A 24,780-nucleotide genomic window follows, 5' to 3' on the forward strand; every position below is an offset into this window, starting at 1 on the left:
TTTGTCCAATCGTGGGTCCTCCGTCATAGTGACACCCGGCAATGTCGTCGGGAGTGTGGCACGCGTTGGCGTCTATCACCGTCTGATCTGAATCGCTACTGATTTTGTAGACACCTTGAATCAGCTACTGGCCGATTACTGCTCTTTGGCGAGAGGTAGAAAACGGCCAAAAGCAGTCATTCACTAGACGCATGACGAGGCAATGCAATTGAAATCAAAGCCGCAAGCAGCACGAATGCACTCGATATCCATAAGCACGCGCCAAGCCCATACACCTGATAGACCCAGCCGGAGAGCACCGTGCCGATCAGTCGCCCCATGGCGTTCGACATGTAATAAAAACCCACATCCAGTGACACGCCGTCTTCCTTGGCGTAGGACACGATCAGGTAGCTGTGCAGCGACGAATTCACCGCGAACAGCGCGCCAAAGACCATTAACCCGCCGAGCAGCACCGTCTGCTGCGACAAACCAATGTTCAGCCCAAGAGCGATTGCCGCAGGCAAGCCTGCCAGTGCAAGTGCCCACAGAAATGCCGCACGACCATCCGGTACGTGTCCACGTTTCTTACCGGTGATATTAGGTGCAAAGGACTGCACGATGCCGTAGCCAATCACCCATGCCGCAAGGAAGCCGCCAACCATCCAGAAATCCCAGCCGAAGACACTGCTCAGGTACACCGGCAAGGCCACCACAAACCAGACATCGCGGGCACCGAACAGAAACATCCGCGCCGCTGAGAGGATATTGATCGCCCGGCTCTTGGACAGGATGTCGCGAAATTTAGGCTTGGCTTTCGCTTTGCCCAGGTCCTTCTTCAACAGAATCAAGCTACTGATCCAGATCAGAGCCAGGGCACCCGCCATGGCCAGCAAGGCGCCTTTGAAGCCGATGAGTGCCAACAAGGCTCCGCCCAGAAAGAAACCGACACCCTTGAGTGCGTTCTTCGAGCCGGTGAGGATCGCCACCCACTTGTAGAGCTTGCCCTGCTGCCCATCAGGAACCAGAAGCTTGATGGAGCTTTTGGCACTCATCTTATTCAGGTCTTTGGCGATCCCCGACAACGCCTGCGCGCCCATCACCCATGGGATGGTTAGCCAAGATACCGGAACGGTCAGCATCAGCAGCGCCGCGACCTGGATGCCCAGCCCGATGTTCATGGTTCGGTTCAGACCCAGCCGGGCGCCGAGGTAGCCACCCACCAGGTTGGTGATCACCCCAAAGAGTTCGTAGAACAGAAACAACGCCGCGATTTGCAGTGGGCTGTAGCCCAACGCGTGAAAATGCAGCACCACCAACATGCGCAGGGCGCCGTCGGTGAGGGTGAAGGCCCAGTAGTTACCCGTCACGAACAGGTACTGCCGCACTTCCGGAGCGAGGGCTGACAACGCTTTCATGACCGCTCCTTAGACTGCCATACCGACCATTTTGGCCAGCTCGACGGTGCGGTTGGCATAGCCCCATTCGTTGTCGTACCAGGCGTAAAGTTTGATTTGGGTGCCATTAATAACCATGGTCGACAGCGCATCGATGATCGACGAACGTGGGTCGGTACGGTAGTCAATGGACACCAGCGGACGCGTCTCGAAACCGAGGATGTCTTTTAGCTCGTTCTCAGACGCGTCCTTGAGGAACTGATTCACCTCCTCGACAGTGGTGGCCCGCTCGACCTCAAAGACACAGTCGGTCAGCGAAGCGTTGGCCAGCGGCACGCGTACCGCGTGACCATTCAGACGCCCACGCAGCTCCGGAAAGATTTCGGCAATGGCAGTGGCCGAGCCGGTACTGGTTGGTATCAGACTCATCCCGGAAGCACGCGCACGCCGAAGATCCTTGTGCGGCTGATCGAGAATACTTTGGGTATTGGTCAGGTCGTGGATGGTGGTGATCGAACCGTGACGAATGCCCAGCTTTTCGTGGATGACCTTGACCACGGGCGCCAGACAATTGGTGGTGCATGACGCCGCCGTGACGATGCGATGTTCCGCCGGATTGAACAGTTGATGGTTGACGCCCATGACGACGTTCAACGCGCCTTTTTCCTTCACCGGAGCGCAAACCACCACACGCTTAACGCCCTGATCCAGGTAGGCCTGCAAGACCGCCACGGTTTTCATCTTGCCGCTGGCTTCGATCACCAGATCGCAACCCGACCAGTCGGTGTCGGCAATCGCTTTGTTCGCGGTCACCTTGATGTGCTTGCCGCCAATCACCACCTGATCGCCTTCAGCGCTGGCTTCGTTGTGCCAACGACCATGCACGGAGTCGAAGTTGATCAGGTGCGCATGGGTTACTGCGTCGCCTGCCGGATCGTTGATCTGAACGAACTCAAATTCTGGCCAGCTCCAGGCTGCTCGTAGCGCGAGGCGACCGATCCGACCAAAACCATTGATGCCAACTTTGATAGTCATGTTGTTGTGCTCTGTATCTGTTGTCAGTGGGAGTTCGACTGGGTGTCGAACTGGCCGATGTATTCGATATGGGCAGGATGCTGAATGGCACGTGGACGCAACGACTGAACATCGCGGATGGCATCGCTGAATGGCACACCGCTCTCGATCAACAGTTGAGCGGCGACTAAACCGGTACGACCCGAGCCGCCTTTGCAATGGATAGCGATGGTTTTCCCTTCGGTCAGCAATTGCTTCAGACGCGGGTAGTGCTGCGCCCAAGCAGCCTTGAATGCTTCGCCAGGCGCTTGATCATCTTCTACTGGCAGGTGAAACCACTCGATGCCAAGCATTTGGCACTCTTCGGGCAGCAGGTCGATCTCGTTCTGAAGCAATTCCTCGGTCGGCATCAGCGTCAGCAACGCCGATGCGCCTGCATCCTTAAGGGTTTGCAACGCCTCGAAAGGTCGGGTGTCCTTTGTGCCTGGACACGGGGTGAAGATCAATTGGCCACTGAACTGTGCCAAGGGCAGTACGGAATATGGGTGTTGTTGCACGTTGAAAAATCCTCAGATGGAGCGCTGATTGACACGTTTCATGAGTTCTTCCGCTGACTCCTTGCGCTCGGAATAACGATCCACCAGATAGTCCTGACGGTCGCGAAGCAGCAGCGTGAATTTCACCAACTCTTCCATCACATCAACGACACGGTCGTAGAACGGAGAAGGCTTCATCCGACCGTTGTCGTCGAACTCCATATAGGCCTTCGGCACGGAGGATTGGTTGGGGATGGTGAACATGCGCATCCAACGTCCCAGCACTCGCAGCTGATTGACCACGTTGAACGACTGCGAGCCACCGCACACCTGCATGACAGCGAGGGTTTTGCCCTGGGTCGGGCGCACCGCGCCCATCGCCAGTGGCACCCAGTCAATCTGCGCTTTGAAGACTGCGCTCATGGAACCGTGACGTTCTGGAGAGCACCAGACCTGTCCCTCGGACCACAGCATCAGCTCGCGCAGTTCCTTCACGCGCGGATGATCGTCGGGTGCGTCATCTGGCAGCGGCAAACCTGACGGATCGAAAATCCGCGCCTCGGCGCCGAAGTGCTCTAGCAGTCGAGCGGCTTCCTCTACCAACAGGCGACTGAAGGAGCGCTCACGGGTCGATCCGTACAGCAGCAAAATGCGCGGCTTGTGGATGGAGGTCTTTTCGATACCGAGTTTGTCTGTTGATGGGAGATCAACCAGTTCTGTATCGAGTTGGGGGATATGGTCATCAAACATAGTCTTTGTCCTGCGCAACGGCGCTCTTGGATTCATCGAACCAGCGGCGTTTCAACCAAAGCGCCACACCGACCAGAGAAATCAGTACCGGTACTTCCACCAGCGGACCAATCACCGTGGCAAAGGCGACCGGGGAAGCCAGGCCGAAGGTGGCAATGGCCACGGCAATCGCCAATTCGAAGTTGTTGCTTGCGGCTGTGAAAGCCAATGCGGTGGTGCGCGGGTAGTCAGCCTTGAGCAGCTTGCCCATCCAGAAGCTGATGAAAAACATCACCACGAAGTAGATCGTCAGCGGGATCGCGATGCGCAATACGTCGAATGGCAATTGCAGCACCACGTCACCCTTGAGGCTGAACATGGCCACGATGGTCAACAGCAGTGCCACCAGCGTCAGCGGGCTGATCTTCGGAATGAAGCGATCCTGGAACCAAGCTTCGCCTTTTCGGGCGATGAGAATCTTGCGGGTCAGGAAGCCCGCCAGGAATGGCACACCCAGGTAGATCAGAACCGACTCAGCAATGCTGACAAAACTGGTCTCAATCACACTGCTTTCCAGCCCAAACAGCGGCGGCAACAACCCAAGGAAGACCCAGGCATAAAGACTGAAAAACAGGATCTGGAAGATGCTGTTGAACGCCACCAGCCCGGCGACGTACTGATTGTTACCGCCCGCGATCTGATTCCAGACCAGCACCATCGCGATGCAACGAGCCAAGCCGATCAGGATCAGACCCGTCATGTATTCCGGCTGGTCCCGCAAGAAGATGATCGCCAGCGCAAACATCAACACAGGGCCGATGACCCAGTTCTGGACCAAAGACAAAACTAGGATGCGCTTGTCCTTGAAGACTTCCGGCAGTTCCTCATAACGAACTTTGGCCAGAGGCGGATACATCATCACGATCAAGCCGATAGCGATGGGGACGTTGGTTGTGCCTACAGAAAGACTGTTGAGCCACTGCGGCCAGCCTTCGAACAGGCTCCCCAAACTGATGCCCAAGGCCATGGCGAGAAAAATCCACAGGGTCAGGTATCGGTCCAGGAAGGAAAGGCGGCTTTTACTCATGATCATTGCTCCTGTGGTTACAGCGTGCCAATCAGGGCCAGCTCTGCCTTGAGCTGTTCGGCACTCAGTTGCGGAAGCGGTAATGCCAAGAAGGCTTCAATACGGGTTCTGATCTGCTCCAAAGTGGCTTCAAAAGCCGCCTCGATCTCTTCTTGAGTTCCGTGGTATTCCGAAGGGTCAGCCAGCCCCCAGTGGGCCTTGGTGGCCGGCCCGAAAAATACCGGACAGGCCTCACCGGCAGCCTTGTCGCACACCGTGATGACGAAATCTGGTGCCAAGTTCACGTGGACATCGCTGGACTTACTGAACAGCCCGAGCGTCGACATACCAGCGTTTTCCAAAGTTTTGAGACTCAGCGGATGCACTTCGCCTTTGGGTTGACTGCCCGCGCTGTAGGCTTTCATGCCTTCCGGTGCCAAGTGATTGAAAACCGCCTCACAAAGGATGCTGCGACAGCTATTGGCAGTGCAGAGGAACAGGATTTTCATCGAGCGATCTCGTAGTCGAAGGCGGAATCAGGCGATTTTGCTTTCACAGCACACGGCTGCCCGTTCAGGACGGTCACCCATTTCATCAAGGCGTTTGGCATCAGGGCTCAACCAGTGCTTGTTGCTTTCCAGCACGGTGGTCAGCACTTGATGAACCCAATCAGGGAGATTCGGGTGCAGTCGGTAATACACCCATTGGCCTTGCCGACGGTCCGACAACAGGCCGCAAGTACGCAGTTGCGCTAGGTGCCTGGAGATTTTTGGCTGACTCTCGTTCAACGCGCAGGTCAGCTCGCAAACACAAAGCTCTCCTTCACGGGTGATGAGCATCATCGTGCGGACCCGAGTGTCGTCAGCCAGGCATTTGAAAACAGTGGTCGGTGTCAGATGGTCAGCCATATGGTTTTCTCAGTGTTTGTTTTTGACCAAGACGAACATCTTGATGCGCTCATGAATTTCGTGAAGGGTGTGACGGAAGGCATCGGGTTTGGTGCTAGTGACCGGGTCTTCAAAACTTCAGGCCAATGCCTCACCCGCTCCAGGTAAAGACAGGCATTCCGCTGCTGCTTTATCACACAAGGTGATGACGTAATCGAAACGCTCACCACGGAACTCGTCTATCGACTTGCTACGTAATCCTTCGGTGCTCACACCGATGTGTGAAAGCGCCTCGAAGGTGCGCGGATGTACCTGAGCTGGAGTTGTGCCGGCGCTGAACGCCTCGAAATGCTCCGAATCGGTATGCCTTAGCAACGCTTGAGCCAACTGGGAGCGTGCAGCGTTGGCAGTACAGACGAACAGGACACGGGCTTTGCTGGTCATTGTGAAGCCTCAGCTCATATGCGGCTTAACGAATATATGTTTTTCCGCATGCAAGGTAAAGAGCCAACGACCCATTAATCCATCAAAACGATTGGGCTCCGCCGAGTACCGTCAATGAAAGCTGTGTATTAAGGCGCTACCCTGCCTTCCGTGTCTCTTCAAATATCTGCGGCGGTGCATATATGGTTTCTGTAATGAATCTGTCACTCACGCAGAAATAGGTCGCTCCTTGGCTCAAGGACTACCTGGACGTGCAAAAGAAAATAAGAAGGTCGCCCTAACCCGCCCCGGTCATCGAGGGCGGGTTCGGTTGCTGCGCACTAGGCTTTGCAACAACCCGGCGGGGTACGAGGCGCGGCCTCAAGGATTGTCTCTCCGGTGCCACAACAAGACGTCTGACTTGCCGAAGCCTTCAAGCGATCATCGATTTCATCGAAATCCGAGTTGCAAATGCCCGTTTCCGGGAGGATCAGCTCAACCCTTTTGGCCGCATCCCAATCACCCGCCAGCGCCGCGACGACAGAGCGAACTTGCTCATACCCAGTCATCAACAAGAACGTAGGCGCCCGACCATAGCTCTTCATCCCCACAATGAACAAACCTTCCTCAGGATGGGCCAGCTCTATCGCGCCATGAGGTCTGACCGTACCGCAGCTGTGCTCGTTGGGATCGATCATTGGACCGAGCAACACTGCGCTTTGAGTTGCGGGATCAAGTGCGATACGCAACTCGGCGAGCAGGCTCATGTCAGGTCGGAATCCAGTCGCCACAATGATTTGGTCCACAGGTGGAAGTATCTGGTCTCCCGCCCTCACAACCAACCCTTGGTCATTGCCTACAACCTGATCGATAGCGACGTTTTTGAAAAGCTCGATCACGCCGTCATTCAGCAATTGGCGAATCTTCAGGTCGAGCTTTCCGCGCTCTTCCAATTGATCATTCGCACCACCACCCAGAATATGCTCAAGAGAATTACCTCGGATCGCCCAGAGCACTTTGGTTTGCGGTGCCTCCTGAATCAGACGCACCAGATCCTGTAGGGCGTTAAACGCGGAGTGACCACCACCCACCACCAGCACTCTTTTGTTGGCATAGCGATTCCGCGCACGACCCAGCACCTCCGGAATGCCGTACGCAATGTGCGCTGCATGCACGATCTCGCCCAATGCAGGGATGCCATGGGCGCCCATCCAGTTTGGTGTCAGGTAGGTGCCGGAGGCATCAATGACAGCACTGGCAAGCACATCCTGTTCACCCGCGGGCCCTGCGACACGCAGTAAAAAAGGAGCTGCCGATCTGCCCTGGGTCTTCATCACATCCTGACCGACGCGAGTGGCTGCCAGAACACGGGTATTGAGCTGCAAGTGACGCTTGATCTGTTCGAGGTCCGCGAGAGGTCGAACAAACCGGTCCAGCAGTTCACAACCCGTTGGATACTCGTTCTCCGGTGGTGGAGTCCAACCATCGGCCAGCAGAAGCTTAGCTGCCTCCTTGTCCACATTGAACTGCCATGGAGAGAACATCTTCACGTGCGCCCATTCTTCAATGCTGGATCCGGCTTTCGGCCCAGCTTCCAGAATCAGCGGAGTGATCCCTCGGGCCAATAGATGAGCGGCTGCCGCCAAGCCCACCGGCCCTGCTCCGATAATGGCAACGGGAAGATCGTTGTTCACCATGGTCCATTCCTTTTTCAGACTGGCTGATTGACCGGAAACAGGCGTTCGACAATCGCACAGTCAAGCCAGCGCCCTTCCAGGCAGGCGTGCTTTTCATACACCCCCACCTGACGAAAACCGCAGGCTTCGCACATTGCAAGACTGGCGTGATTGAAGGTGAAAATACGCGAAAGAATTTTCCAGAATCCGCGAGCTTCGGCTTCTTCCAGCAATGCCCGAAGCAACTGTTTGCCGAACCCGTAGCCGCGAACATCGCGATCTAGATAAATGGAGAAATCTGCAACACCGTCGTAACAGGCTCGGGCGCGATAACTACTGAGTCCAGCCCATCCAACAACCTGATCAGCCACATCAACCATGACCACTATCGGATAGCGTTCTACTGAGTCAATGCGATTAAACATGTCTGATGTACATACAGGAGTCGTTTCAAACGTAGAGCTACGATCCTCGATACCTTGATTGTAGATGGCTGCCATTTTGGTAGCATCTAAGCGTTCAGCTAAACGAAATCGCATCAGCGTTTGCATTGTTAGCATTGTTCGGGCCCCACTAGGTTGGTAGTAACAACATTACTGCTAAAAAGGAAGTTTTCCCTTTCAATCCTTGCTCTTCACGCCCGCGCAGCACTCGTTTACGAGTCCGCAGCGGATCTCCGTGGCCCGCGTGATCTGCCTGAGCAAATTCAGCGCTCCCTGCCTGGCCTCAGCCGAGAGGTTCTCAATCATCGCTCTCTCTTCAGCAATCAGGTCAGCTCTAATTTTCCCGTATAGCTCACGTCCAGCATCCGTTGCCTGGATTCGCACGGCACGCCGATCTTCATCATCCTCAACGCGGGACACATACCCTTTGCGCTCCAGGGTATCGATCACTCGACTCGCTGTGCTTTTGTCCAAGAACATTTCTTCCGCCAAAACCTGAAGGCGCAGCGTCCCCCTTTTGACCAGCGTCTCGACGGCATAGCATTGGGTTACCGATACGTCGTAACAGCATATCCGGTCACGATCACGGAATTGATAGACACGAACGAGATGGTTCAGCGCCTCATACAAGTCCTCGGAATCCTGAGTCAGCTGATCGTTTTTACGCTTCGTCATAACCGTCACAAATTAGTTGTTAGCCGCAACAGTAATCCTCGAATCTCGGAGGCGTCAACAACGAACTTAGATTGACGATAGCCAGAGGAAGGCGCTAGCTTGTTGTTACTGACAACTAAAAATGGGCGCACCGGTAGTGACACTTCCAGAGCAGATTCATTCTACGATCAATCGCTCCAGGCTCGTATGGGCAATGGGTTTCACCCAAATTCTTGCCTGGGGTACGACCTATTACTTGCCGGCAGTGCTTGCGACTCCGATAGCCAAAGAAACAGGTTGGTCCATTACCAGCGTAGTGGGCGGTCTGTCTTGGGGAATGCTGATAGCGGGAGCTTCCTCGCCGGCAGTTGGTCGTCAGATTGATCGTCATGGCGGACGCTCTGTCCTGGCTGCCAGCTCACTGCTCCTAGCTCTTGGCATGTTACTGATGGGGCTGGCGGGAAACCTTGCCACCTACTACCTCGCCTGGACGCTGATCGGCGTCGCCATGGCGGCGGGTTTATACGACGCAGCCTTCTCAACCCTGGGACGACTTTTCGGCGAAGGGGCTCGAACCTCCATCACCGGACTGACCCTTTTAGGCGGCTTCGCAAGCACCATAGGCTGGCCGGTGATAGCGGGACTGGAGAGTTGGATCGGTTGGAGGAGCGCCTGCTTTGCCATCGCAGCTGCACACTTGCTAATCGGGTTGCCTATTCATGCCCTGTTGATTCCTGGAAGCACAAAACAACCGCCCCACCCCGTCATAACCGAATCACTTGGGGGGGCTGCGCTTCGCCCAAAGACCTCCAATTATCTGTTTTTCTTGATTGGCGCCATGCTTACGGTACTGGCACTGGTGGTATCTGGTATCTCGGTACACCTGCTCAATGTTCTCAAGCAGTTGGGGATCGCGACCGCTATGGCCTTGGCGGTCGGCATGGTGATTGGACCCTCGCAAGTCGTGGCACGGGTTGCGGAGTTTTCCATTGGAAGGAATCTGCACCCAACTTGGTCCGCCCGAGTGGGTGTGTTGCTTTGCTTCGTCGGACTTGGATTGCTGATCTCAGGCCTGCCCTGGCTGGCCTTCGTAGCAATTGTTCTTTACGGTGCGGGTAACGGCATTCTCACCATCGCTCGCGGTACTCTTCCATTGGCGCTTTTTGGGTCTCAAGGATATGGCGCACGCATGGGACTGCTCGCAAGGCCTGTCCTTGTTGCCCAAGCGTGCGGCCCCATCGGCTCAGCTTTTGTTTTGGAAAGCTTCGGAGCTTCGGTACTTATCGGTGTGATGTGCGGGCTTCTGTTCCTATGCTTCATGGCTACCTGGCGGTTACCGACGGCTCAAAAAGAGAGCACGTGAGGCGCTGCTGGAGGCGCAGTGTTAAATCGGGGAACTCGACTGCAACCCCTATTGGTAATGCAGGCGGATCCAGCCACCTGTCACCTTGACGCCCTCCCCTCCGCTCAAACACTAAACTCTTATGGACGAGTCTTGGAGGAAGAAAAATGACACGAAAAAAGCAGCTAACTCCAATCGAAGATGCATTGGCAGAACAACCTCTAACCGTCGGGCACGAGGTTTCTAATGGTCCGTCCCAAGGTACAAAGCTTTCGCTTGAACGCCTGCTGGCAGAAACTCCGGAGGACAATCTAGACGAGGCATGGGAAAAAATGGCCTCAGTCGGGCGTGAATTCTGACGTGAATTTTGGCTTCCATATCTGTCCTGCGGATTGCACCAGCAACGCTCCGTCTATCCATCGAAACCAGCTGAGGGATCTAAATGCGTGCTTCAGCAGTTTTGCTCAGGCAATTTAGCCTTCAAATAAACAACCTTAAACATCCAGTATCCAACATAGAGACCAACGTAATCCTTCCGGCGATTAACATTCTCTCGAACCGCCTCATCGTGGATAACCGCGCCATCAGCCAACGGCATACAAGAGCTTGTGGTTGGCCAGGATGGCTTCAGAACCCATCGGCGTAATAGCCCCATTTACTGACCAATTCATTTATAGCCAGTGAAATTCTCGATTCCTGCATCAGTTCAGAAGGCGTGTAGCTGAGTGCCACAGCTATGGCCATCGCAAAATCATCAAGGCTTTGAGGATCGAATGGCCAGACTTGGAGCTTCATCAATGAAACATCGCTGAGGCGGTATTCATCGACAAATTCCAGCAGGCTCTCCAACTGGGTAAATTCGCATAGAGATACCGCACAAGTTTTCAGAGGCCAATCCGCTAACTTCGTTCTGGCATCCAAATACGTGTCCCCAGCGGAAGCAAGCGACGGATGAGTGAAGGCTCTTACGCAGAACGACATCACCCGAGGCGACGATACGAGGCTTCTTACGTGTTTCATGTCGACTAGCCCTTGACCAAATTCCCACGCCAGTTCACGACGCAGGTGGTCTTCAAGATTTGGGTGATCGGCCATCACTACTCTAGAATCGGTAATTACAGTCATGATGATTACACCCCAATTCCGTATTCGAGCCGCTTCAACAGCGTGTAGACCGACTCGCATCCATCCTTCAAATTAAGCATTTCGTATGGTCGTCGATCGGCAAGAGCAATGCTTGGCTGTTGCACCCAATGTACGGCGTTCGCTCCGAAGAATGACAAAATTAACGCCAACGTTCGTTCATAGCTGGCAATGTAATTTTGGTCAGCGATCCGAGGCTCCATTTGTTCAATAAGCTGTGGCCCGCGATGTTTTTCACAACGAGCAAGAAGCCAACCTTCAAGCTCCGTCAATGCCGCCGGCATGCCGCACAGCTCGCATACGCAACCCGAGACCAGTTCGGTGATTTCTAGAGCCATACCGACGCCAGCGTCGCCCCCACGTTGATAAATCCGGAGCTGACCGAACTTTTCTTTCACTTGTGATATTTTCACGTCGAGCGCTCTCAACTCTGCATATCGCTGGATTAGCAGCAGACTGCCTTCGATCAGATCCGACCAACCGTCGAGGCATTCAAACCCGAACACTTCCGTCTCAGAGACGTCTCGCTGAAAAAGAAGGGTTCGATGATTAGTAGCGAGGCGTCTTTCGATGAAATTATTCATTTGCTCTATCTACCCTGGACCACAACGTTTCTCTGGGATGCCGAAGTAGCGCGGACGGGTAAATCTGTCCATCCATCAGCTCGTAGCAGTACCGCTCACCGACCGAATGGATCGCTCGAATCGGCTCCATCAACCACCTGCATTTCTCGTTCAACCATGGCGGGGACACAAGCTGAATTTCTCGAATAAATTCCTCGGGTGTATCCCTATAGGCCAAACCCAATAGGTGGCGGACGGCAGGAATCATGAATTGCTGTTGTGAGGAAATCTCCCCATCGAACGTTTCGTAGGTCAAAAAAAACCACTCATGATTCGCCGTCTGTGAGATGTAGGCCCAACGATGCGTTCCTTCCTCCAAAGCGAAAAGCGGATTCTGCAATCGCGCTTGCGCGTGGGTTTCGAACATATTATCTCTCCAAGCGTTCACTATCGGCGTACTATAGTACGCTGCGAACGCTAGCTCAATGTGGCTACATACTCCTTTTTCAGGAGTAGCCGCATGCGCGAGCTTAACGACGCATTTGCGCTGGCTCTGAGGGATATGCGGCATCAGGCCAATTTGGCCCAGAGCGACTTCCCACCGAGGGTTAGCAGGGAGTACATCAGCCTACTGGAGCGTGGACTTCGCTCCCCTAGCCTGAAGGTGATAGACGATCTAGCTGAAATCATGGGTATCTCCCCGCTGGCACTTGTGCTCCAGTGCTATCTGCATCGGGATCCAAGCACGAGCTTCGAGGCCCTTCTTGCAAAAGCGGTTCGCGATGTAAGGGTAGAAATGATCCCTGGCAAAGATGAGGATGTGGGCTAGGAGACACACCTGAGCCTTTTCACTGCTGCACGCTCACGGGCAGCCCTGGTTTTGGCATTGAAACGAAGCATTCGACGGGAAACGTATGCTTCGCTCCGTGCACCTTCTGCGTTGTTGACTCTTCTACCCAGCGAATGAGGTAACAAGCCGGACTGATCTTCGTTGCTTTCTTTAAACCGACTTCGCCGAATGAGCCCACAAGGCTTCCACTCCAGGCTCGTGGGCCTACATCGAAATTCGCTCTGAGTGGGAGAAAAGTAGCAGGTGTCTACGCGATGTAAGTCGCCACCGTTTTATCGCCTAGGGTGACTGAGATTTCGCATTGTGACATTTCGGGCAAAAATCAGAATCGACCAGGCTTGAAAGCCTTGTTTTACCTCTATACCTGAGCCAGGCCGCGAAACAGCCACTGCACCTTGTTTACAAGGGATATAAATAGCGCAGTGTGACATCCAGGAGAATCATGATGGCAGCGAACTCAATCGCAGAAATCCTCAAACGCGATGGCCCAATGCTAAGCAGCGACCTGTCGAAGCTACTGGAGCAACGGCACGGTTTGAATGCGACCGCTGCCCGGAAACGGGTTGAACGAGGCTGCGAGGGAATGAGCAAGCTGAGCCATATCATTTTTCCGCACCGAGCCCGATTCCTGTATTTGGAGAAAAATTACGGCTCCCCCTTTTTCTTTCAAAATTTAATGGTCGCACTCAAAAAAACTGGAAGCTCATACTTCACTGCTCTCAATGCATTGGAGTTACGCGACAACATCATGCCTCGCGGCCACTTTCTGATTGCCTGCGGAGCACCGGTAGCCCAGAAAAAACACATCTCATCCGAGAGTCTGCTTGAGAGACTGATCAAAGCGACCCTAGTGAAAGAAATCACGGTTCCAGGTGGAGAGACCTGCATCGTACGATGCGACGTTGAACACATCCTGGACGCAACGTCGCTCTGGGCAAAAATGAAGAGCCGACTCATCGCGGAAAAAATCACGTTATTGGCAGTTAAAGACTGGTCCCGGAATCTGGGCATGGTCAGCTATGACTCAGTCGAGACCCGAGAAGATGAAGACACCACGACCTTGCCTAAGGTCGGAACGTTTAACTGGGATTTGGCAGGGCCGTCGTATTTATTCCCAATGCGAGGACAAGCAATTGTCGGTGTAAAACCTGGCTTTCTGGTTTGTGATTTAGCGTTGAATGGCAGAGTTTCTCTCGAACACATTGGCGCGTTTGTTCGCAAGTGCATAACACTTAGAAGCCTGCCGAAAGTGGGTAAGTGCCTTCAGATATTCGTGGCGGAAGAGTATGAAGCAGAGGCTTTTGCTTTACTCAAAAAAGAGGGGATTATTCCGGCTACGACTGAAAGCCTGTTTGGCCGAGACGTAGCCAAAGCCTTAAAAAACCTATGCGCGATACTGACGGATACAGCAAAGCTGACCCAAAACCCCGAGGCATTGGAGAAAATTTTCGATGACCTTTCTCGCATTGAAGGTGCCGCCTCCACCTTGAGAGGTAGCCTTTTTGAGTTCGCCGTTGCCCAGATCGCTAAATTTACCCTTCCTGGTTATGAGCAGGAAATGAACCGAATCGTCAAAAACTTGCTGGGCGATAAAGCCGAAATTGACGTATTGGCAGTCCGAAGAAATCACGAAGTCGTCTTCATCGAATGCAAAGGGATTCATCCAGTCACCACACTTGATGATGACGAAATAAACAAATGGCTCGATAAAAGGATTCCTGTGCTTAGGGCGTTCGCTAAGACACATTCGGAGTGGGCCGGAATGGATCTGAGGTTTGAACTTTGGACCAGTGGCCGCTTCTCTGAACGAGCCTTATCTCTGGTAAGCGCCAGGCAGGCTGAGAGCCATAAATTCCTAATTCAGCTTCGTGATGCGGAATATGTATTAGCACAAGCGGTCGCTAGCAAAGATACGGGGCTTTTGAGGACGTACGAGCAGCACTTCGTCAAAAATCCCATGCAGGAGTTTGAGGAAGCGCAAAAGCGAGCAAAAAGAAAGGCGGAGAGAGCGGCGAGTCGAGCAAAAGTGAAGGAAGTTTCTCTAACAAAAGCAACGCCTCCACCGTTACCAACTCTTTCGGCACCTGAGACCTATACAGGCTATTTGGGCGATTCAGTGAACTAGCCTTGCATTAAAAGCAGGCCCGTCGCAGTCTTCGGCGGCCGAACGTCAACCTGACTACCGGCTACGCTGATCGGAGCCAGATCGGGCAGTATCCATCAACGCTTGCTTATAACCGATGGCCTTTAAGCAGAGGACAAGGCGGCCACTGGGGATCTAAGATAACCACATGGGTTCGCGCCCGCGTCAGCGCAACCCGAAGCACTTTGCGACTTTTAGGGTAAGGTGGAAGATCGTCGCGCCAAATAAACGATGACTCCACAACCGCCCCGCTCCGTCTTGCCTCCCGAACCAAAATTACGCCATCGAATTGCTTTCCCTTCGCCTTGTGGATGTTCATAACTTGCAAGAAAGGTGAATCCTCAGATCCATCCAATATCTGTTCTTGCGCCAACGCTTGATCAAGTGCCAAACGAGCATTTGTGTAAGCGCCATCGCGCAACCACTCTGAAGAAAATGCGGAAGCAATGCGATGTCCGCGCCTGAAAGCCACCAAAAAATCCAGCTGTAAAGCAACCCGAACGAGTTCAGCTTGGTTGGTAGATCGAAGACTACGTTTCACCTCCAACCAATCCGCAGCTGGATCACCCGTGAATCTAAGGTTTAAGTCGGAGATCAAGATACGCAATGATTTTGCGATATTAATATTTAACGCTTTTCCACTCCTGATCTTTAAAGCCTGTTCTTTCAATTTTGCTACGTCTTTTCTTGCTTGCCCCGTCGCACTGCGGGCGGCAGCGATTAGCTCCATACCGGTAGCGACGTGAGTTTCCATTTGCTCCAGGTTCTTCGGCTCCAATAGAAATGCAGCAAACCGTGCAGACAACAGCGATTCTGCTTCATCGAAAAGCAGCTTGTGATTTATGACCTTGCCCACATTTGAGCCAAGCGCGTTCAGCGCATTAGACATTTTTAATGCGCTTCTATTGTTAGAAACCAAGATAGCTATCGACTCTGGGAATGAGCCCGTCTGCGCCTTAGTAGCATCGTAAAGTTGAGACAGAGCGCGACGCAGCAGATGGTTCCAATTTGGAGGCGGCTTCTCAGGCCTGTAAGACAGCGTCGAGACACCCTTGTAGGAAGCACCACGCACTTTGCCACTTAGGATGTCATTGCCAAAAGCTAGAATTTCAGAATCAGGACTCCGGTGATTTTGAGCCCCAAGATCAACCTCATGGGGATGAAGTACGTCTCGAATTGCGATGATGCGCTCAGGTCCAACGCCCGGAAGGAAGTCGAATATCTGCTGTTCGAGATCTGCGAGGCATAAGATCTGCGTATATGGAGCAAGCATCCCGATACACTGCCAAGCCTGATCCCCGGTATCCTGGGCTTCATCCACGATTATGAGTGGGTGCCGGCTTGCAAGGGAGGACAGCAGATGTTTACTGAGACTGAGTAACCTCACAACGTTTTGCGCAAATAGATCGAAAGCAACCCTACCGTCTACTCGGAAGAGTTGTTCTCGCTCCGCCTGCCAGTCAGCCCAACCTTCATCTCGCTCATCGATTCCACCAGAAATAGCTTTCTCATCCTGAGGTAATAGGATTGAAAGCTTGTATGGCACACCAAGTAGATAGCCATGTGCTTTCAAGATGCTCCAGAAGAATGAATGAAATGTCTGGATGGACAGTTGCTCTCGCTCCTCGCTGGAGGATTCAAGCTTGGCGGCGTCGAGTATCCGAGCAACTGCTGCGCGGGAAAAGCTGAGAAATAGCACCGACTGTCCTGGCTGCATACCACGCTTAATGCGTTGTACGGCTTTTCGAAGGGCGACCGTTGTCTTGCCGCTACCTGGGCCGCCCATTACAAGAATGTGGCCCTCACATGCTAATACGCTATCGCGCAGTCCGCAGGCGTCGTTCATATCTTCGGCGGCCATGCATCGTCCCCTACCTCCTGCTCCGGACCGTCATTGATCGGGGGTGGCAAAGGAAAGAGCGCATAAATCGAAGTTAAAAATTTAGTTACCGTTTCCGGCAGCTCGTGAATCGCACATTCATCAAGGAGGCGAGCGGACCAACCAGCTCCTTTGTTACTTCCCAAAACGTCTCTTGCTAAACCTCTTACCATCTCGTCGCTGGGACGCTGGTCAGGAATCGCGGCATTACCATTCTCGTTGTTGGCCTTCAACGTGGTCAGAAATGACCACAAGCGATCCGCAGGCACCTCTGTAGAAAGTAGGCCTTCGAATCCTTTGTAGGCATGCTCTACGTTGATCTCATAATTATCAGCGAGTGCTTTCGCCTGCTCGGCTTTACGTATGTGCTTGTAGTCGAAGTCATAAAATCCGAATGTGCGAAGTCCCATAGTCTTAAAAAATTTACCGAATTTCGGCATGTTCGATTCGCCGTCTGCATCGAAGAAAGCCACCCCTGCGATATCAAGCGGTTGGAGGGTCGGGTCGCTTTCCTCCATACGGCGAGCAACAATTGGCAATGCGTGAAATTCAGTGATCCCCTCGACAACTATCGCCGCCCTACCAAGCATGCATTCTGAAAGTCCGGAACGGGAAAAACGCTTGTAATCGTTGTCTTTCAGGCCAGTAGCGTCGGACACCTTTCTCGCAGTGACAATACCTCCATCGCGAGCAAGGAGAAGCGTTTTGCTTGGCTCAAACTTTTCAATTACAAATGGTGAGTGTGAGGTAACAAAAGCCTGCGTCGTCTTCGTTGTTAAATACTCAGCGATGCGGCGCTGAGTATGGGGCGGGACTGCAATTTCAGGTTCCTCCATAGCAAAGATAACCGTATCAGGCTTAAGGTCTGCGATGAACGACAGCAGCGCCAATACCAAGGTATTAATAGTGCCGGTGCCAGCGTGAGCGAATGGCACGTGCCCCTGATCAGGCGCTAACGCCAGGAAAAAGGTCATGGTTTTGCGTAGATGCTCGCGGGTCAGTTCTGACACATGCAGCTTCGTGGCATTGCCGTTAGACTCCAGCGCAATGTATCGAGCAAGACGCTTCTCTACAGATCGAAGAACTGGAGCAATTTCAGCGGCGTCAGCTTCGATGTCGAGATTTTTCAAACGGGAGATGGTCTTTTCCCACAAGCTTGTCCTAACCCCTTTGGTACGCAAGATGATGTCTAGCATCGATCCACGTTCAAGACTGAGCGCTCGCGAACCTGTCCTGAGGGTTCTGAGATAAAGAAATCCAAACTGGCGTTTGATCGCCTTGGGAACTGACGTCAGCTCTCCAAGTGGGGCATCTGGGCTGTGCGAAAAATAGCTTTTAGCGACAAACTCATCCTCTTCAGCGTCGTATTTACCCACCGTTTCAATTCGCAAACACGGGACTACCTCGGGGGGATTCGCTGCCTCGATCTCTCCTGGACCGAGAATTCGATTTTCAACCAAGTGCCAAAACTCTATGTTGCCGCCGCATTTGTTGCCAACCTCGCCGTTAAGCTCAATCACAACCGCTTCAATGCGCAGCTGTACCGGTTGCGGCTCGGCCCCCTCCGCTATGGGAGGGAATAAATAAATGCCGTTGTAAAAGTCGAACTCATCTATGGGCGGAAAGCGATTTAATCTGTCAGGGCCTAATACAAGATCCAAAGCTTCGCAAATCGTACTCTTGCCAACGTTATTGGTTCCGACCATAAGGGTATGGCCATCAAAAATTAGGTTCGCGAGCCGGATGCCACGAAAATTTTGAATGGTGAGTCTGACGACTTTCATACTGTTCCTTCAGCACAAACCCAATGATCTTTTGATCATGGCATCAAAATGATTCTATGGTCACCCCATTCATTTTGGCTAGCTCATTCAATCATGGCGCAGCTAAAGGAAATCCCAAAGATCGCAGCGGAATCCTTCGGATTGATGAACACGATTTTTCCGATGAGCGGACTGGATGAAGCGCAACATTCTTTGGAGACAAGTCTCAGCTGCGTAGTTGCGTGGACTTGACCACCCATTTGCATTCGACTTTACCAGTCGTTTGCATCGGATTTGACCAGCATACTGAGTGGCCTTGACCGGCAAAAAACGGCCAGAAGCAGTCACTCATCAAAATGTCAGTTAATGACTGAGTTGAGGGTTTGCAACCGATGAAATAGAGGAGACATGGAGCGAGCCAAGTTGCGTCAGATCTGCCGCTGCTCGTCTGGCCCGAGATCTTGCGCTTGATCCTCCACCCATTGCCAGAACAGCTGATAGCCGACCGCAAGTATCACAGGACCAATAAACAGGCCGAGGATACCGCTCGTGACCATGCCGCCTAAGGCTCCAATCAGTACCACAGGCATCGGCACATCGACACCACGACCTAGTAACAACGGTTTGAGGACGTTATCGACCAATCCTGCGATGAAGACATAGATGGCAAACACAATGGTCGCTGTACTGGCACCTTCACTCGCGAAAACGAAGACGATAACCGGAAGGGTAATTAGGGTGGCCGGTAACTGCATGATGCCAAGAAACAGCACCGCCAAGGCGAGAAGACCTGCGCCGGGGATGTCCATGAGCACAAAGCCGATGCCAACCAACAGCATCTGAATGAAGGCGATACCGATCACACCCAATGCCACTGCCCGGATGGTAGCGGTGCACAGCTCGGTGATTTTCGGTCCCTTGATTGGACCGCAGAAGCGCGAAACGATTTGCACCGCACTGCGGTGGCCACTTTCGCCATACGCGACAAAAATACCGGCAATAATCAGGGCGACAATGAATAAAAGGAGCCCCATGCCGATACCCGCAAGCTTGCTCAGCAGGGAGAGGCTGACACCTTTGATTTGCGGTATGAATTTCTGTACCAGATCGGGCAGGTCGGTGACGGCTTGCACCCATAAGCTATGAAGAGGTTTCCCCACGAGTGGCCAGCCGGCTACCGCATCGGACGGTGGCGGAATATGGAAACTGTCAGTTTTGACCATGGTCATGACCCTCTCCACGGAATCTGCAATCGAGGTTCCTAACAAATAGACTGGCACCATAAGGATACTGATGGCGATCAACACGATCAGCGTCGCGGTGATCCCGTCCTTGTTTCCCACCACGCCTTTGAACCTGACTTGCAATGGGTAGAGGGTGATTGCCAGGATCAACGACCACAGCATCAGATCAAGAAATGGGTGGAGTATCCGAAAACAGAAAATCACCAGAACGGCAATCAGTCCGGCACGAATCAGTACATCGAGCAGACCTCGGGAAAAAGCCTTCTCGAAAATGGGTGTGGGAACCATTGATTTCATCCTGTAGATAGGAGCCAACGCATGAGATGGGTAAGTCGAGCATAGACGTGCTGACAATCTACGTGTTGGCCGCTCTCACGACTGTCCGCAATGGGGCCGCGTCGTCCCTGACACGATCGCTGTCGGGAGGGAGAGGCCTTTTCCAACCCCATTGTAGGTTGAACGATCTTGTTACCCCAATGGCAGACGAGCTTTCAACAGTGGCGCGCAAGACTCAATCCATGCAGTGAGCACCAATTCACCCTAGACTTCCATAGCCAGCAAACACGAATTTCCAAGAGGTGGCACGGGCGGCGACCAAACTAATGGCTAAGCGCTGTCAGCAAGTATGTCTAGACCAACTTCGCCGTGCGTATGCGGTTGCTTATCGCCGTTACCCTAGATACCTGCCTGATGGTCCACCTGTTCGACCAACGCCGCTGCGTGCGACAGCCCACCCGCTAAAGAGGTCACCTATGCTTCTCAATCTACTGACCGGCCTCCCCGTTATGGTGCTTTGCCTGCTATTGCAGGCCATTTTTCTGACCATATGCCTGCGGAACTACGCGCATTTCAGGCATACCCAGCAAAGCCGTAATTTGCAATCGCAGGATATCCTCTTGCTATCGATGGTGATGTTGCTGATGTTGCTTGGGAATTTTGTACAGATGGCGATATGGGCAACCCTGTTCATGCTGCTCGGCGAATTTGACGACTTCGACGCTGCGCTGTATTACTCCGGGGTCAACTTCGCCACTCTGGGTTACGGTGACATCATCATGTCCCCACGCTGGCGCCTGCTCGGCCCGATGGAGGCGGCCAATGGCATCCTAATGTTTGGAGTCTCCACCTCGGTGATGACCGCTGCGGTGTTGGATGTCATCAAGCACAACATAGGCAGGTTGCAGCAGAGTGAACGGCCCAAATAACCGAAACGGGGAAAGGGATTACCACCAGTAGAATTGTGTGAGTCCGAGGGGGATTACTGACCACCGACGCTCTCGTTAATCGCTGCTTGTTGTGGATTCAACCGGTCGATGCAACAGACCGGCTAAAACTTTCAGCGGGCGTTTTGTAATTTAGTGTTTTCCGAGGGTGGCCATTTAGTTGGCTTGCCCTCTGCCAGTGGACGGTCAGTCGCCGGCTGGCTGACCCTCGACAGAGATAATGATGCTCTGATTACCAGCGCTTTGACCGAACAACCTCTACGGTAGATTCCGTGCCCTCCGAGCTAATCGCGATTGCCATAACGGTCGCATTCTCCGCTTCAAGAGTGCCGCGTTTTTGGTACTGGTGCTCTTTTTGTGCACCATGAAGTATAAAACGCCAAGCGATCACCTAAGCTCTAAAGGGGGTTTTACACTGCCGCTAGTTGATAGCAGCACGCTATGGAACACTCTCCATGCGATTTCCATGGACTGAAATCCAGGTCATTTGGCCTTCCAGTGCTGGAGATTCCTGATGCTCAGGTACCTAATCCCCTTTGTTATGGTTGCCGTGCCGATCGGCGTCAGCGGATCGTCCTGTCATCGAAATAGTAAAAGCGAAGACAATCCGCAAAGCCAATCCTCGAGGGTTGGCGGCAATGGTCGTACCGGTTACGGAATTGTGCACCGGCAGCAAATTGAACCTCGAACTCAGCCGATGCCAAGAAGGTAGCCATCAACCCGAAAAGGAGCATGCCATGTTCACGCCCGGTCACCTAAATCGTACCAATCCTCATGGCAATCCCGGAGTCCCGGAATACAACATTGATGTCTACTATGAAGTCCGCTGCGACCCCAAGGAAGGAATGCTGATGCACTTCAAGATGGTCGGTGAGGTATCAGGTCATAGCTTCACTGAAGAATTCGATATGCACCGCGACACTGCTTTCAATTTTGCCAGCCGGGTGGCCAAGGCTGCGGTCAAGCATGGACTACCCGCCAATGCCAGTCTCATCATGCGCGGGCACGCTGAATACGACGCGATGTTTGAGGATATTCGCGACAAGCTCGGCGTCCAACCGGGAGAGCCAGTCAATTTGGATAACGTTGATAAAGACCGACATTGAGTGTCAGCCCATGTTGCTCAGCCATCCTCACCCTGCCGACCCGCCCAATCCACCGGATGAATCACGAGATAGCTGTCTACTGCATCGTCTATCGTTGGAAAGAACGACGTTTCGCCAAGCCGCGCGAAAAGCCCGAATCGCTTCAGCTTGTCCTTGACCGGGTCTTTCATCTCGGCCACGCACAACTTGATGCCCGCCGCGTGCAAGGTTTCGTCCAGCTCAGCCAACATATCGGCAGAGGTCACGTCCACACTGGTGACGGGTTCTGCCGCAACGACTAACCAGCGCACTGGCGTAGGCGATGCAGCCACTGCGTCGAGCACTCGGTCGTTGAACAGTTCGGCGTTGGCGAAAAACAACGGCGCATCCCAGCGAAACAGCACCAGGCCAGGCATAAGGCGCGCGTCGGGATAGCGCTGGATGTCGTGGTAGCCCTTGACGCCATCGGCTCGCCCCAGTACCGCGGAATACGGCCGCCAGCCGTCCCACAGGAACTCGATGACGGCAATCACGATGGCCAGCCCAATGCCCTCAATCGCACCCAGCACGGCTACGCCGATGGTGCAGACGATCGACAGCCAGAACTCCCAGCGCTGGATGCGATAAATGCGTCGCAGGTCGGCGACTTCAATCAGGCCGATAGCCGATGCAATCACGACGGCAGCCAGTGCGCTGGTGGGTAGATCCTCCAACAGGTCCGGCGCCACCAACAGCAGCAAGGCAACAGCAAGCGCGCCGACGACTCCGGTCAGCTGGGTTTTGGCACCTGCGGCCTCAGCCACGGGCGTGCGTGAGGAGCTGCTACTGATCGGAAAACCCTGAAAAAATCCGGCGGCCAGATTGGCAAAGCCGAGCCCCGCCATCTCCTGATTCGGGTCGACATAGGTACGGGTCCGCGCCGCATAGACACGAGAGAGCACACTGGTGTCGGCGAACGAGACAAGGGCGACGGCGCAACCGCCGATGAGGACAGGGACAATATCGGCGCGGGTGATCCAAGGGATGGCGAACGCAGGCAAACCTTGTGGAAGAGAACCGAGGACCGACACACCAGCGCGCGCGGAAAGATCCAGCACACCTACGGCGACGGTCGCTCCGGCCACTGCGATCAAGATGCTTGGTACGCGCTTGTTGCCCTTGAGCAGAAGGATCACCGCCAGGGTGGCTGCGCCTACCATAAACGCGGTCCAGTTGGTCTTTCCTTCCATCACTGCGGTGGTGATGGCCCATAAGTTTCTCAGCGGGCCGTCGGACTCAATCGAAAAACCGAAAAACTTGGGCAATTGGCTGATCAAAACCGTCACGGCGATTCCATTCATGTACCCGTAGCGGATCGGTTTGGAAAGCAACTCCGTAATGAAGCCCAAGCGCATGATGCCCGCCAGGATGCACACTGTTCCCGACACGATCGCCATCATGCCCGCGAGGGCGACGGCGCGATGGGGGTCGCCTCCCGACAGTGGCAAGACGACAGCAAGGATAACGGCGGCCAGCGAAGAATCCGGACCCAGCACCAGAATTCGGCTAGGTCCGAACAATGCATAAGCGAGTAGCGGAACGATGGTCGCGTAGAGCCCATAGATGCCGGGGACGCCCGATGCCACGGCGTAAGCGATGCCAACGGGTACCAGCATCGTGGTGAGCACCAGTCCGGCCATGATGTCGTGACGCAACCAAGCAACCTGGTATTCGCGTAGCGTGCGAATTCCGGGGAGCCAGCGGGTCCAGCCGGTCTCGTCACCGGTATCCCGACGTGCAATCCGGCCCGGTTCCGGGATGGGAGGCGAAGAATCCGAATTGCTCATAGGACTGTGGCCCTTTGGTGTACAGCACAAATTCGCTTACAAGTGCCCGTCAGAATTTTTCTGGGACTCGCCTAAGCGGATAATCCGGTTCGCGATAGCCGCCTGGTTTCTGCCGCTTGGGCAATATCACCTGCTCGCGTGTTACATCCTTGTACGGGATGCGGCTGAGCAAATCGGTGATGATGTTAAGGCGGGCCCGCCGCTTGTCATTCGAGTTGGCCACCAGCCATGGGGCATGTTCGGTGTCGGTCGCCTTGAACATGTCGTCACGCGCACGTGAATAGTCATACCAGCGGCTGTATGACTTAAGATCCATTGGGGTTAGCTTCCAGATTTTGCGTCCATCCTTGATCCGTGCCTCAAGCCGGCGGGTCTGCTCTTGCGGGCTGACTTCCAGCCAATACTTGAGCAGGATCACGCCCGAGTCGACGATTGCACGCTCCACGTTGGGTGCTGTTTTCAGGAAACCGGCAACCTGCTCTTTGGTGCAGAACCCCATCACCCGCTCGACGCCCGCACGGTTGTACCAACTGCGATCGAAGATCACCACTTCGCCAGCCGCGGGAAGGTACGGCAGGTAGCGCTGGACATACATCTGGCTTTTCTCTCGTTCACTCGGCGCCGTTAGCGCCACCACCCGAAAGACACGGGGGCTCACGCGTTCGGTGAGCGCTTTTATCGTCCCGCCCTTGCCAGCGCCATCGCGCCCTTCGAAGACGATACAGATCTTGATGCCCTTGGCTTTTACCCACTCCTGCAATTTGACAAGTTCGACGTGCAGGCTGCGCAGTTGCTCAAGATAATCCTTGTTCTTCAGTTTCAGGCTTTCAGCTGAATTGCGCTTAGGGGCTTTTTTCTTGTCCTTCGCCATGACCAAGACCTCTCCAAAACACGTCGTTGATGGGTAAACACGGT

24 protein-coding genes and 1 pseudogene are annotated in these 24,780 nt (G+C 53.8%); 6 read left to right on the forward strand and 19 right to left on the reverse strand.

What is annotated here, in order from left to right:
• Window positions 1-176: 176 nt before the first annotated feature.
• The 11 genes and pseudogenes from arsJ to ACA055_RS26775 all read right to left on the reverse strand — a co-directional run bounded on the left by arsJ (window position 177) and on the right by ACA055_RS26775 (window position 8,825).
• Window positions 177-1,397 carry an organoarsenical effux MFS transporter ArsJ gene (arsJ, locus tag ACA055_RS26725; RefSeq protein ID WP_497681316.1) on the reverse strand — a complete coding sequence of 407 codons (1,221 nt, stop codon included), beginning with the start codon at window positions 1,395-1,397 and terminating at the stop codon, window positions 177-179.
• 9 nt (window positions 1,398-1,406) lie between these two features.
• On the reverse strand, window positions 1,407-2,411 hold the full coding sequence (locus tag ACA055_RS26730) for an ArsJ-associated glyceraldehyde-3-phosphate dehydrogenase (RefSeq protein WP_497681317.1): 1,005 nt from the start codon (window positions 2,409-2,411) through the stop codon (window positions 1,407-1,409).
• 23 nt (window positions 2,412-2,434) lie between these two features.
• Window positions 2,435-2,947, reverse strand: a complete 513-nt coding sequence (locus ACA055_RS26735; RefSeq protein WP_497681318.1) for a cyclin-dependent kinase inhibitor 3 family protein — start codon at window positions 2,945-2,947, stop codon at window positions 2,435-2,437.
• A gap of 12 nt (window positions 2,948-2,959) precedes the next feature.
• Complete coding sequence (gene arsH / locus ACA055_RS26740) at window positions 2,960-3,676, reverse strand: arsenical resistance protein ArsH (RefSeq protein ID WP_497681319.1); 717 nt, start codon at window positions 3,674-3,676, stop codon at window positions 2,960-2,962.
• Window positions 3,669-4,742: an ACR3 family arsenite efflux transporter gene (gene arsB, locus ACA055_RS26745; protein ID WP_497681320.1), complete on the reverse strand. Its 1,074-nt coding sequence runs from the start codon at window positions 4,740-4,742 to the stop codon at window positions 3,669-3,671. The genes arsH and arsB overlap by 8 nt, the downstream gene beginning before the upstream one ends.
• A 17-nt stretch (window positions 4,743-4,759) precedes the next feature.
• Window positions 4,760-5,230, reverse strand: coding sequence for an arsenate reductase ArsC (locus ACA055_RS26750; RefSeq protein ID WP_497681321.1), 471 nt, complete (start codon window positions 5,228-5,230; stop codon window positions 4,760-4,762).
• A gap of 27 nt (window positions 5,231-5,257) precedes the next feature.
• Window positions 5,258-5,629, reverse strand: a complete 372-nt coding sequence (locus ACA055_RS26755) for a metalloregulator ArsR/SmtB family transcription factor (RefSeq protein ID WP_010455862.1) — start codon at window positions 5,627-5,629, stop codon at window positions 5,258-5,260.
• Between the two features lie 9 nt (window positions 5,630-5,638).
• Window positions 5,639-6,052, reverse strand: a pseudogene (locus tag ACA055_RS26760) (arsenate reductase ArsC).
• 320 nt (window positions 6,053-6,372) lie between these two features.
• Entirely contained in the window at window positions 6,373-7,728 is a 1,356-nt protein-coding gene (locus ACA055_RS26765) for an NAD(P)-binding domain-containing protein (protein WP_497681322.1), read from the reverse strand.
• A gap of 14 nt (window positions 7,729-7,742) precedes the next feature.
• Window positions 7,743-8,246: an arsinothricin resistance N-acetyltransferase ArsN1 family A gene (locus ACA055_RS26770; RefSeq protein WP_497684499.1), complete on the reverse strand. Its 504-nt coding sequence runs from the start codon at window positions 8,244-8,246 to the stop codon at window positions 7,743-7,745.
• Between the two features lie 81 nt (window positions 8,247-8,327).
• Window positions 8,328-8,825, reverse strand: coding sequence for a MarR family winged helix-turn-helix transcriptional regulator (locus tag ACA055_RS26775; RefSeq protein ID WP_497681323.1), 498 nt, complete (start codon window positions 8,823-8,825; stop codon window positions 8,328-8,330).
• Window positions 8,826-9,018: 193 nt separating this feature from the next.
• Here ACA055_RS26775 and ACA055_RS26780 point away from each other — a divergent pair, with 193 nt between their 5' ends.
• Together ACA055_RS26780 and ACA055_RS26785 are read left to right on the forward strand one after the other, a co-directional pair.
• Window positions 9,019-10,167, forward strand: a complete 1,149-nt coding sequence (locus ACA055_RS26780; protein ID WP_497681324.1) for an MFS transporter — start codon at window positions 9,019-9,021, stop codon at window positions 10,165-10,167.
• A gap of 146 nt (window positions 10,168-10,313) precedes the next feature.
• Window positions 10,314-10,505, forward strand: a complete 192-nt coding sequence (locus ACA055_RS26785) for a hypothetical protein (protein ID WP_497681325.1) — start codon at window positions 10,314-10,316, stop codon at window positions 10,503-10,505.
• Between the two features lie 268 nt (window positions 10,506-10,773).
• On the opposite strand, the gene ACA055_RS26790 is transcribed toward ACA055_RS26785, so the two are convergent.
• From ACA055_RS26790 to ACA055_RS26800, 3 genes are read right to left on the reverse strand one after another with little or no spacing between them, the layout of a single operon-like run.
• On the reverse strand, window positions 10,774-11,271 hold the full coding sequence (locus tag ACA055_RS26790; protein ID WP_497681326.1) for a hypothetical protein: 498 nt from the start codon (window positions 11,269-11,271) through the stop codon (window positions 10,774-10,776).
• A 5-nt stretch (window positions 11,272-11,276) separates the two neighbouring features.
• Window positions 11,277-11,873 carry an antitoxin Xre/MbcA/ParS toxin-binding domain-containing protein gene (locus ACA055_RS26795; RefSeq protein WP_497681327.1) on the reverse strand — a complete coding sequence of 199 codons (597 nt, stop codon included), beginning with the start codon at window positions 11,871-11,873 and terminating at the stop codon, window positions 11,277-11,279.
• Window positions 11,866-12,279, reverse strand: a complete 414-nt coding sequence (locus ACA055_RS26800; RefSeq protein WP_497681328.1) for a hypothetical protein — start codon at window positions 12,277-12,279, stop codon at window positions 11,866-11,868. The genes ACA055_RS26795 and ACA055_RS26800 overlap by 8 nt, the downstream gene beginning before the upstream one ends.
• A gap of 93 nt (window positions 12,280-12,372) precedes the next feature.
• On the opposite strand from ACA055_RS26800, the gene ACA055_RS26805 reads away from it, so the two are divergent.
• Both ACA055_RS26805 and ACA055_RS26810 read left to right on the forward strand, forming a co-directional pair.
• Complete coding sequence (locus ACA055_RS26805) at window positions 12,373-12,681, forward strand: helix-turn-helix domain-containing protein (RefSeq protein ID WP_497681329.1); 309 nt, start codon at window positions 12,373-12,375, stop codon at window positions 12,679-12,681.
• Window positions 12,682-13,144: 463 nt separating this feature from the next.
• Window positions 13,145-14,827 (forward strand): hypothetical protein, encoded by a 1,683-nt coding sequence (locus tag ACA055_RS26810; RefSeq protein ID WP_497681330.1) that lies wholly within the window; start codon window positions 13,145-13,147, stop codon window positions 14,825-14,827.
• Between the two features lie 106 nt (window positions 14,828-14,933).
• On the opposite strand, the gene ACA055_RS26815 is transcribed toward ACA055_RS26810, so the two are convergent.
• The 3 genes from ACA055_RS26815 to ACA055_RS26825 form a co-directional block, all read right to left on the reverse strand.
• Window positions 14,934-16,706: a UvrD-helicase domain-containing protein gene (locus ACA055_RS26815; protein ID WP_497681331.1), complete on the reverse strand. Its 1,773-nt coding sequence runs from the start codon at window positions 16,704-16,706 to the stop codon at window positions 14,934-14,936.
• Complete coding sequence (locus ACA055_RS26820; RefSeq protein WP_497681332.1) at window positions 16,688-18,508, reverse strand: ATP-dependent nuclease; 1,821 nt, start codon at window positions 18,506-18,508, stop codon at window positions 16,688-16,690. The genes ACA055_RS26815 and ACA055_RS26820 overlap by 19 nt, the downstream gene beginning before the upstream one ends.
• A gap of 407 nt (window positions 18,509-18,915) precedes the next feature.
• Window positions 18,916-20,019: an AI-2E family transporter gene (locus tag ACA055_RS26825; protein WP_497681333.1), complete on the reverse strand. Its 1,104-nt coding sequence runs from the start codon at window positions 20,017-20,019 to the stop codon at window positions 18,916-18,918.
• Window positions 20,020-20,483: 464 nt separating this feature from the next.
• Here ACA055_RS26825 and ACA055_RS26830 point away from each other — a divergent pair, with 464 nt between their 5' ends.
• Together ACA055_RS26830 and ACA055_RS26835 are read left to right on the forward strand one after the other, a co-directional pair.
• A complete protein-coding gene (locus ACA055_RS26830; RefSeq protein WP_497681334.1) occupies window positions 20,484-20,936 on the forward strand; it encodes a potassium channel family protein in 453 nt (150 codons plus the stop codon).
• A 755-nt stretch (window positions 20,937-21,691) separates the two neighbouring features.
• Window positions 21,692-22,060, forward strand: a complete 369-nt coding sequence (locus tag ACA055_RS26835) for a DUF5064 family protein (protein ID WP_497681335.1) — start codon at window positions 21,692-21,694, stop codon at window positions 22,058-22,060.
• 17 nt (window positions 22,061-22,077) lie between these two features.
• Here the strand turns inward: ACA055_RS26835 and ACA055_RS26840 are convergent, their stop codons facing one another.
• Both ACA055_RS26840 and ppk2 read right to left on the reverse strand, forming a co-directional pair.
• On the reverse strand, window positions 22,078-23,865 hold the full coding sequence (locus ACA055_RS26840) for a SulP family inorganic anion transporter (RefSeq protein ID WP_497681336.1): 1,788 nt from the start codon (window positions 23,863-23,865) through the stop codon (window positions 22,078-22,080).
• Window positions 23,866-23,914: 49 nt separating this feature from the next.
• Window positions 23,915-24,736 (reverse strand): polyphosphate kinase 2, encoded by an 822-nt coding sequence (gene ppk2, locus ACA055_RS26845; RefSeq protein WP_497681337.1) that lies wholly within the window; start codon window positions 24,734-24,736, stop codon window positions 23,915-23,917.
• Window positions 24,737-24,780: the final 44 nt, after the last annotated feature.

Source organism: Pseudomonas sp. LBUM1657, from assembly GCF_059716075.1.

Excerpts from the sequence above, each read along its gene's own strand:
- arsJ (WP_497681316.1), bottom strand. The coding sequence starts at position 1,397 with ATGAAAGCGTTGTCAGCCCTCGCTCCGGAAGTGCGGCAGTACCTGTTC.
- ACA055_RS26730 (WP_497681317.1), bottom strand. The coding sequence starts at position 2,411 with ATGACTATCAAAGTTGGCATCAATGGTTTTGGTCGGATCGGTCGCCTC.
- arsH (WP_497681319.1), bottom strand. The coding sequence starts at position 3,676 with ATGTTTGATGACCATATCCCCCAACTCGATACAGAACTGGTTGATCTC.
- arsB (WP_497681320.1), bottom strand. The coding sequence starts at position 4,742 with ATGAGTAAAAGCCGCCTTTCCTTCCTGGACCGATACCTGACCCTGTGG.
- ACA055_RS26750 (WP_497681321.1), bottom strand. The coding sequence starts at position 5,230 with ATGAAAATCCTGTTCCTCTGCACTGCCAATAGCTGTCGCAGCATCCTT.
- ACA055_RS26755 (WP_010455862.1), bottom strand. The coding sequence starts at position 5,629 with ATGGCTGACCATCTGACACCGACCACTGTTTTCAAATGCCTGGCTGAC.
- ACA055_RS26765 (WP_497681322.1), bottom strand. The coding sequence starts at position 7,728 with ATGGTGAACAACGATCTTCCCGTTGCCATTATCGGAGCAGGGCCGGTG.
- ACA055_RS26770 (WP_497684499.1), bottom strand. The coding sequence starts at position 8,246 with ATGCGATTTCGTTTAGCTGAACGCTTAGATGCTACCAAAATGGCAGCC.
- ACA055_RS26775 (WP_497681323.1), bottom strand. The coding sequence starts at position 8,825 with ATGACGAAGCGTAAAAACGATCAGCTGACTCAGGATTCCGAGGACTTG.
- ACA055_RS26780 (WP_497681324.1), top strand. The coding sequence starts at position 9,019 with ATGGGTTTCACCCAAATTCTTGCCTGGGGTACGACCTATTACTTGCCG.
- ACA055_RS26785 (WP_497681325.1), top strand. The coding sequence starts at position 10,314 with ATGACACGAAAAAAGCAGCTAACTCCAATCGAAGATGCATTGGCAGAA.
- ACA055_RS26790 (WP_497681326.1), bottom strand. The coding sequence starts at position 11,271 with ATGACTGTAATTACCGATTCTAGAGTAGTGATGGCCGATCACCCAAAT.
- ACA055_RS26795 (WP_497681327.1), bottom strand. The coding sequence starts at position 11,873 with ATGAATAATTTCATCGAAAGACGCCTCGCTACTAATCATCGAACCCTT.
- ACA055_RS26800 (WP_497681328.1), bottom strand. The coding sequence starts at position 12,279 with ATGTTCGAAACCCACGCGCAAGCGCGATTGCAGAATCCGCTTTTCGCT.
- ACA055_RS26805 (WP_497681329.1), top strand. The coding sequence starts at position 12,373 with ATGCGCGAGCTTAACGACGCATTTGCGCTGGCTCTGAGGGATATGCGG.
- ACA055_RS26810 (WP_497681330.1), top strand. The coding sequence starts at position 13,145 with ATGATGGCAGCGAACTCAATCGCAGAAATCCTCAAACGCGATGGCCCA.
- ACA055_RS26815 (WP_497681331.1), bottom strand. The coding sequence starts at position 16,706 with ATGGCCGCCGAAGATATGAACGACGCCTGCGGACTGCGCGATAGCGTA.
- ACA055_RS26820 (WP_497681332.1), bottom strand. The coding sequence starts at position 18,508 with ATGAAAGTCGTCAGACTCACCATTCAAAATTTTCGTGGCATCCGGCTC.
- ACA055_RS26825 (WP_497681333.1), bottom strand. The coding sequence starts at position 20,019 with ATGGTTCCCACACCCATTTTCGAGAAGGCTTTTTCCCGAGGTCTGCTC.
- ACA055_RS26830 (WP_497681334.1), top strand. The coding sequence starts at position 20,484 with ATGCTTCTCAATCTACTGACCGGCCTCCCCGTTATGGTGCTTTGCCTG.
- ACA055_RS26835 (WP_497681335.1), top strand. The coding sequence starts at position 21,692 with ATGTTCACGCCCGGTCACCTAAATCGTACCAATCCTCATGGCAATCCC.
- ACA055_RS26840 (WP_497681336.1), bottom strand. The coding sequence starts at position 23,865 with ATGAGCAATTCGGATTCTTCGCCTCCCATCCCGGAACCGGGCCGGATT.
- ppk2 (WP_497681337.1), bottom strand. The coding sequence starts at position 24,736 with ATGGCGAAGGACAAGAAAAAAGCCCCTAAGCGCAATTCAGCTGAAAGC.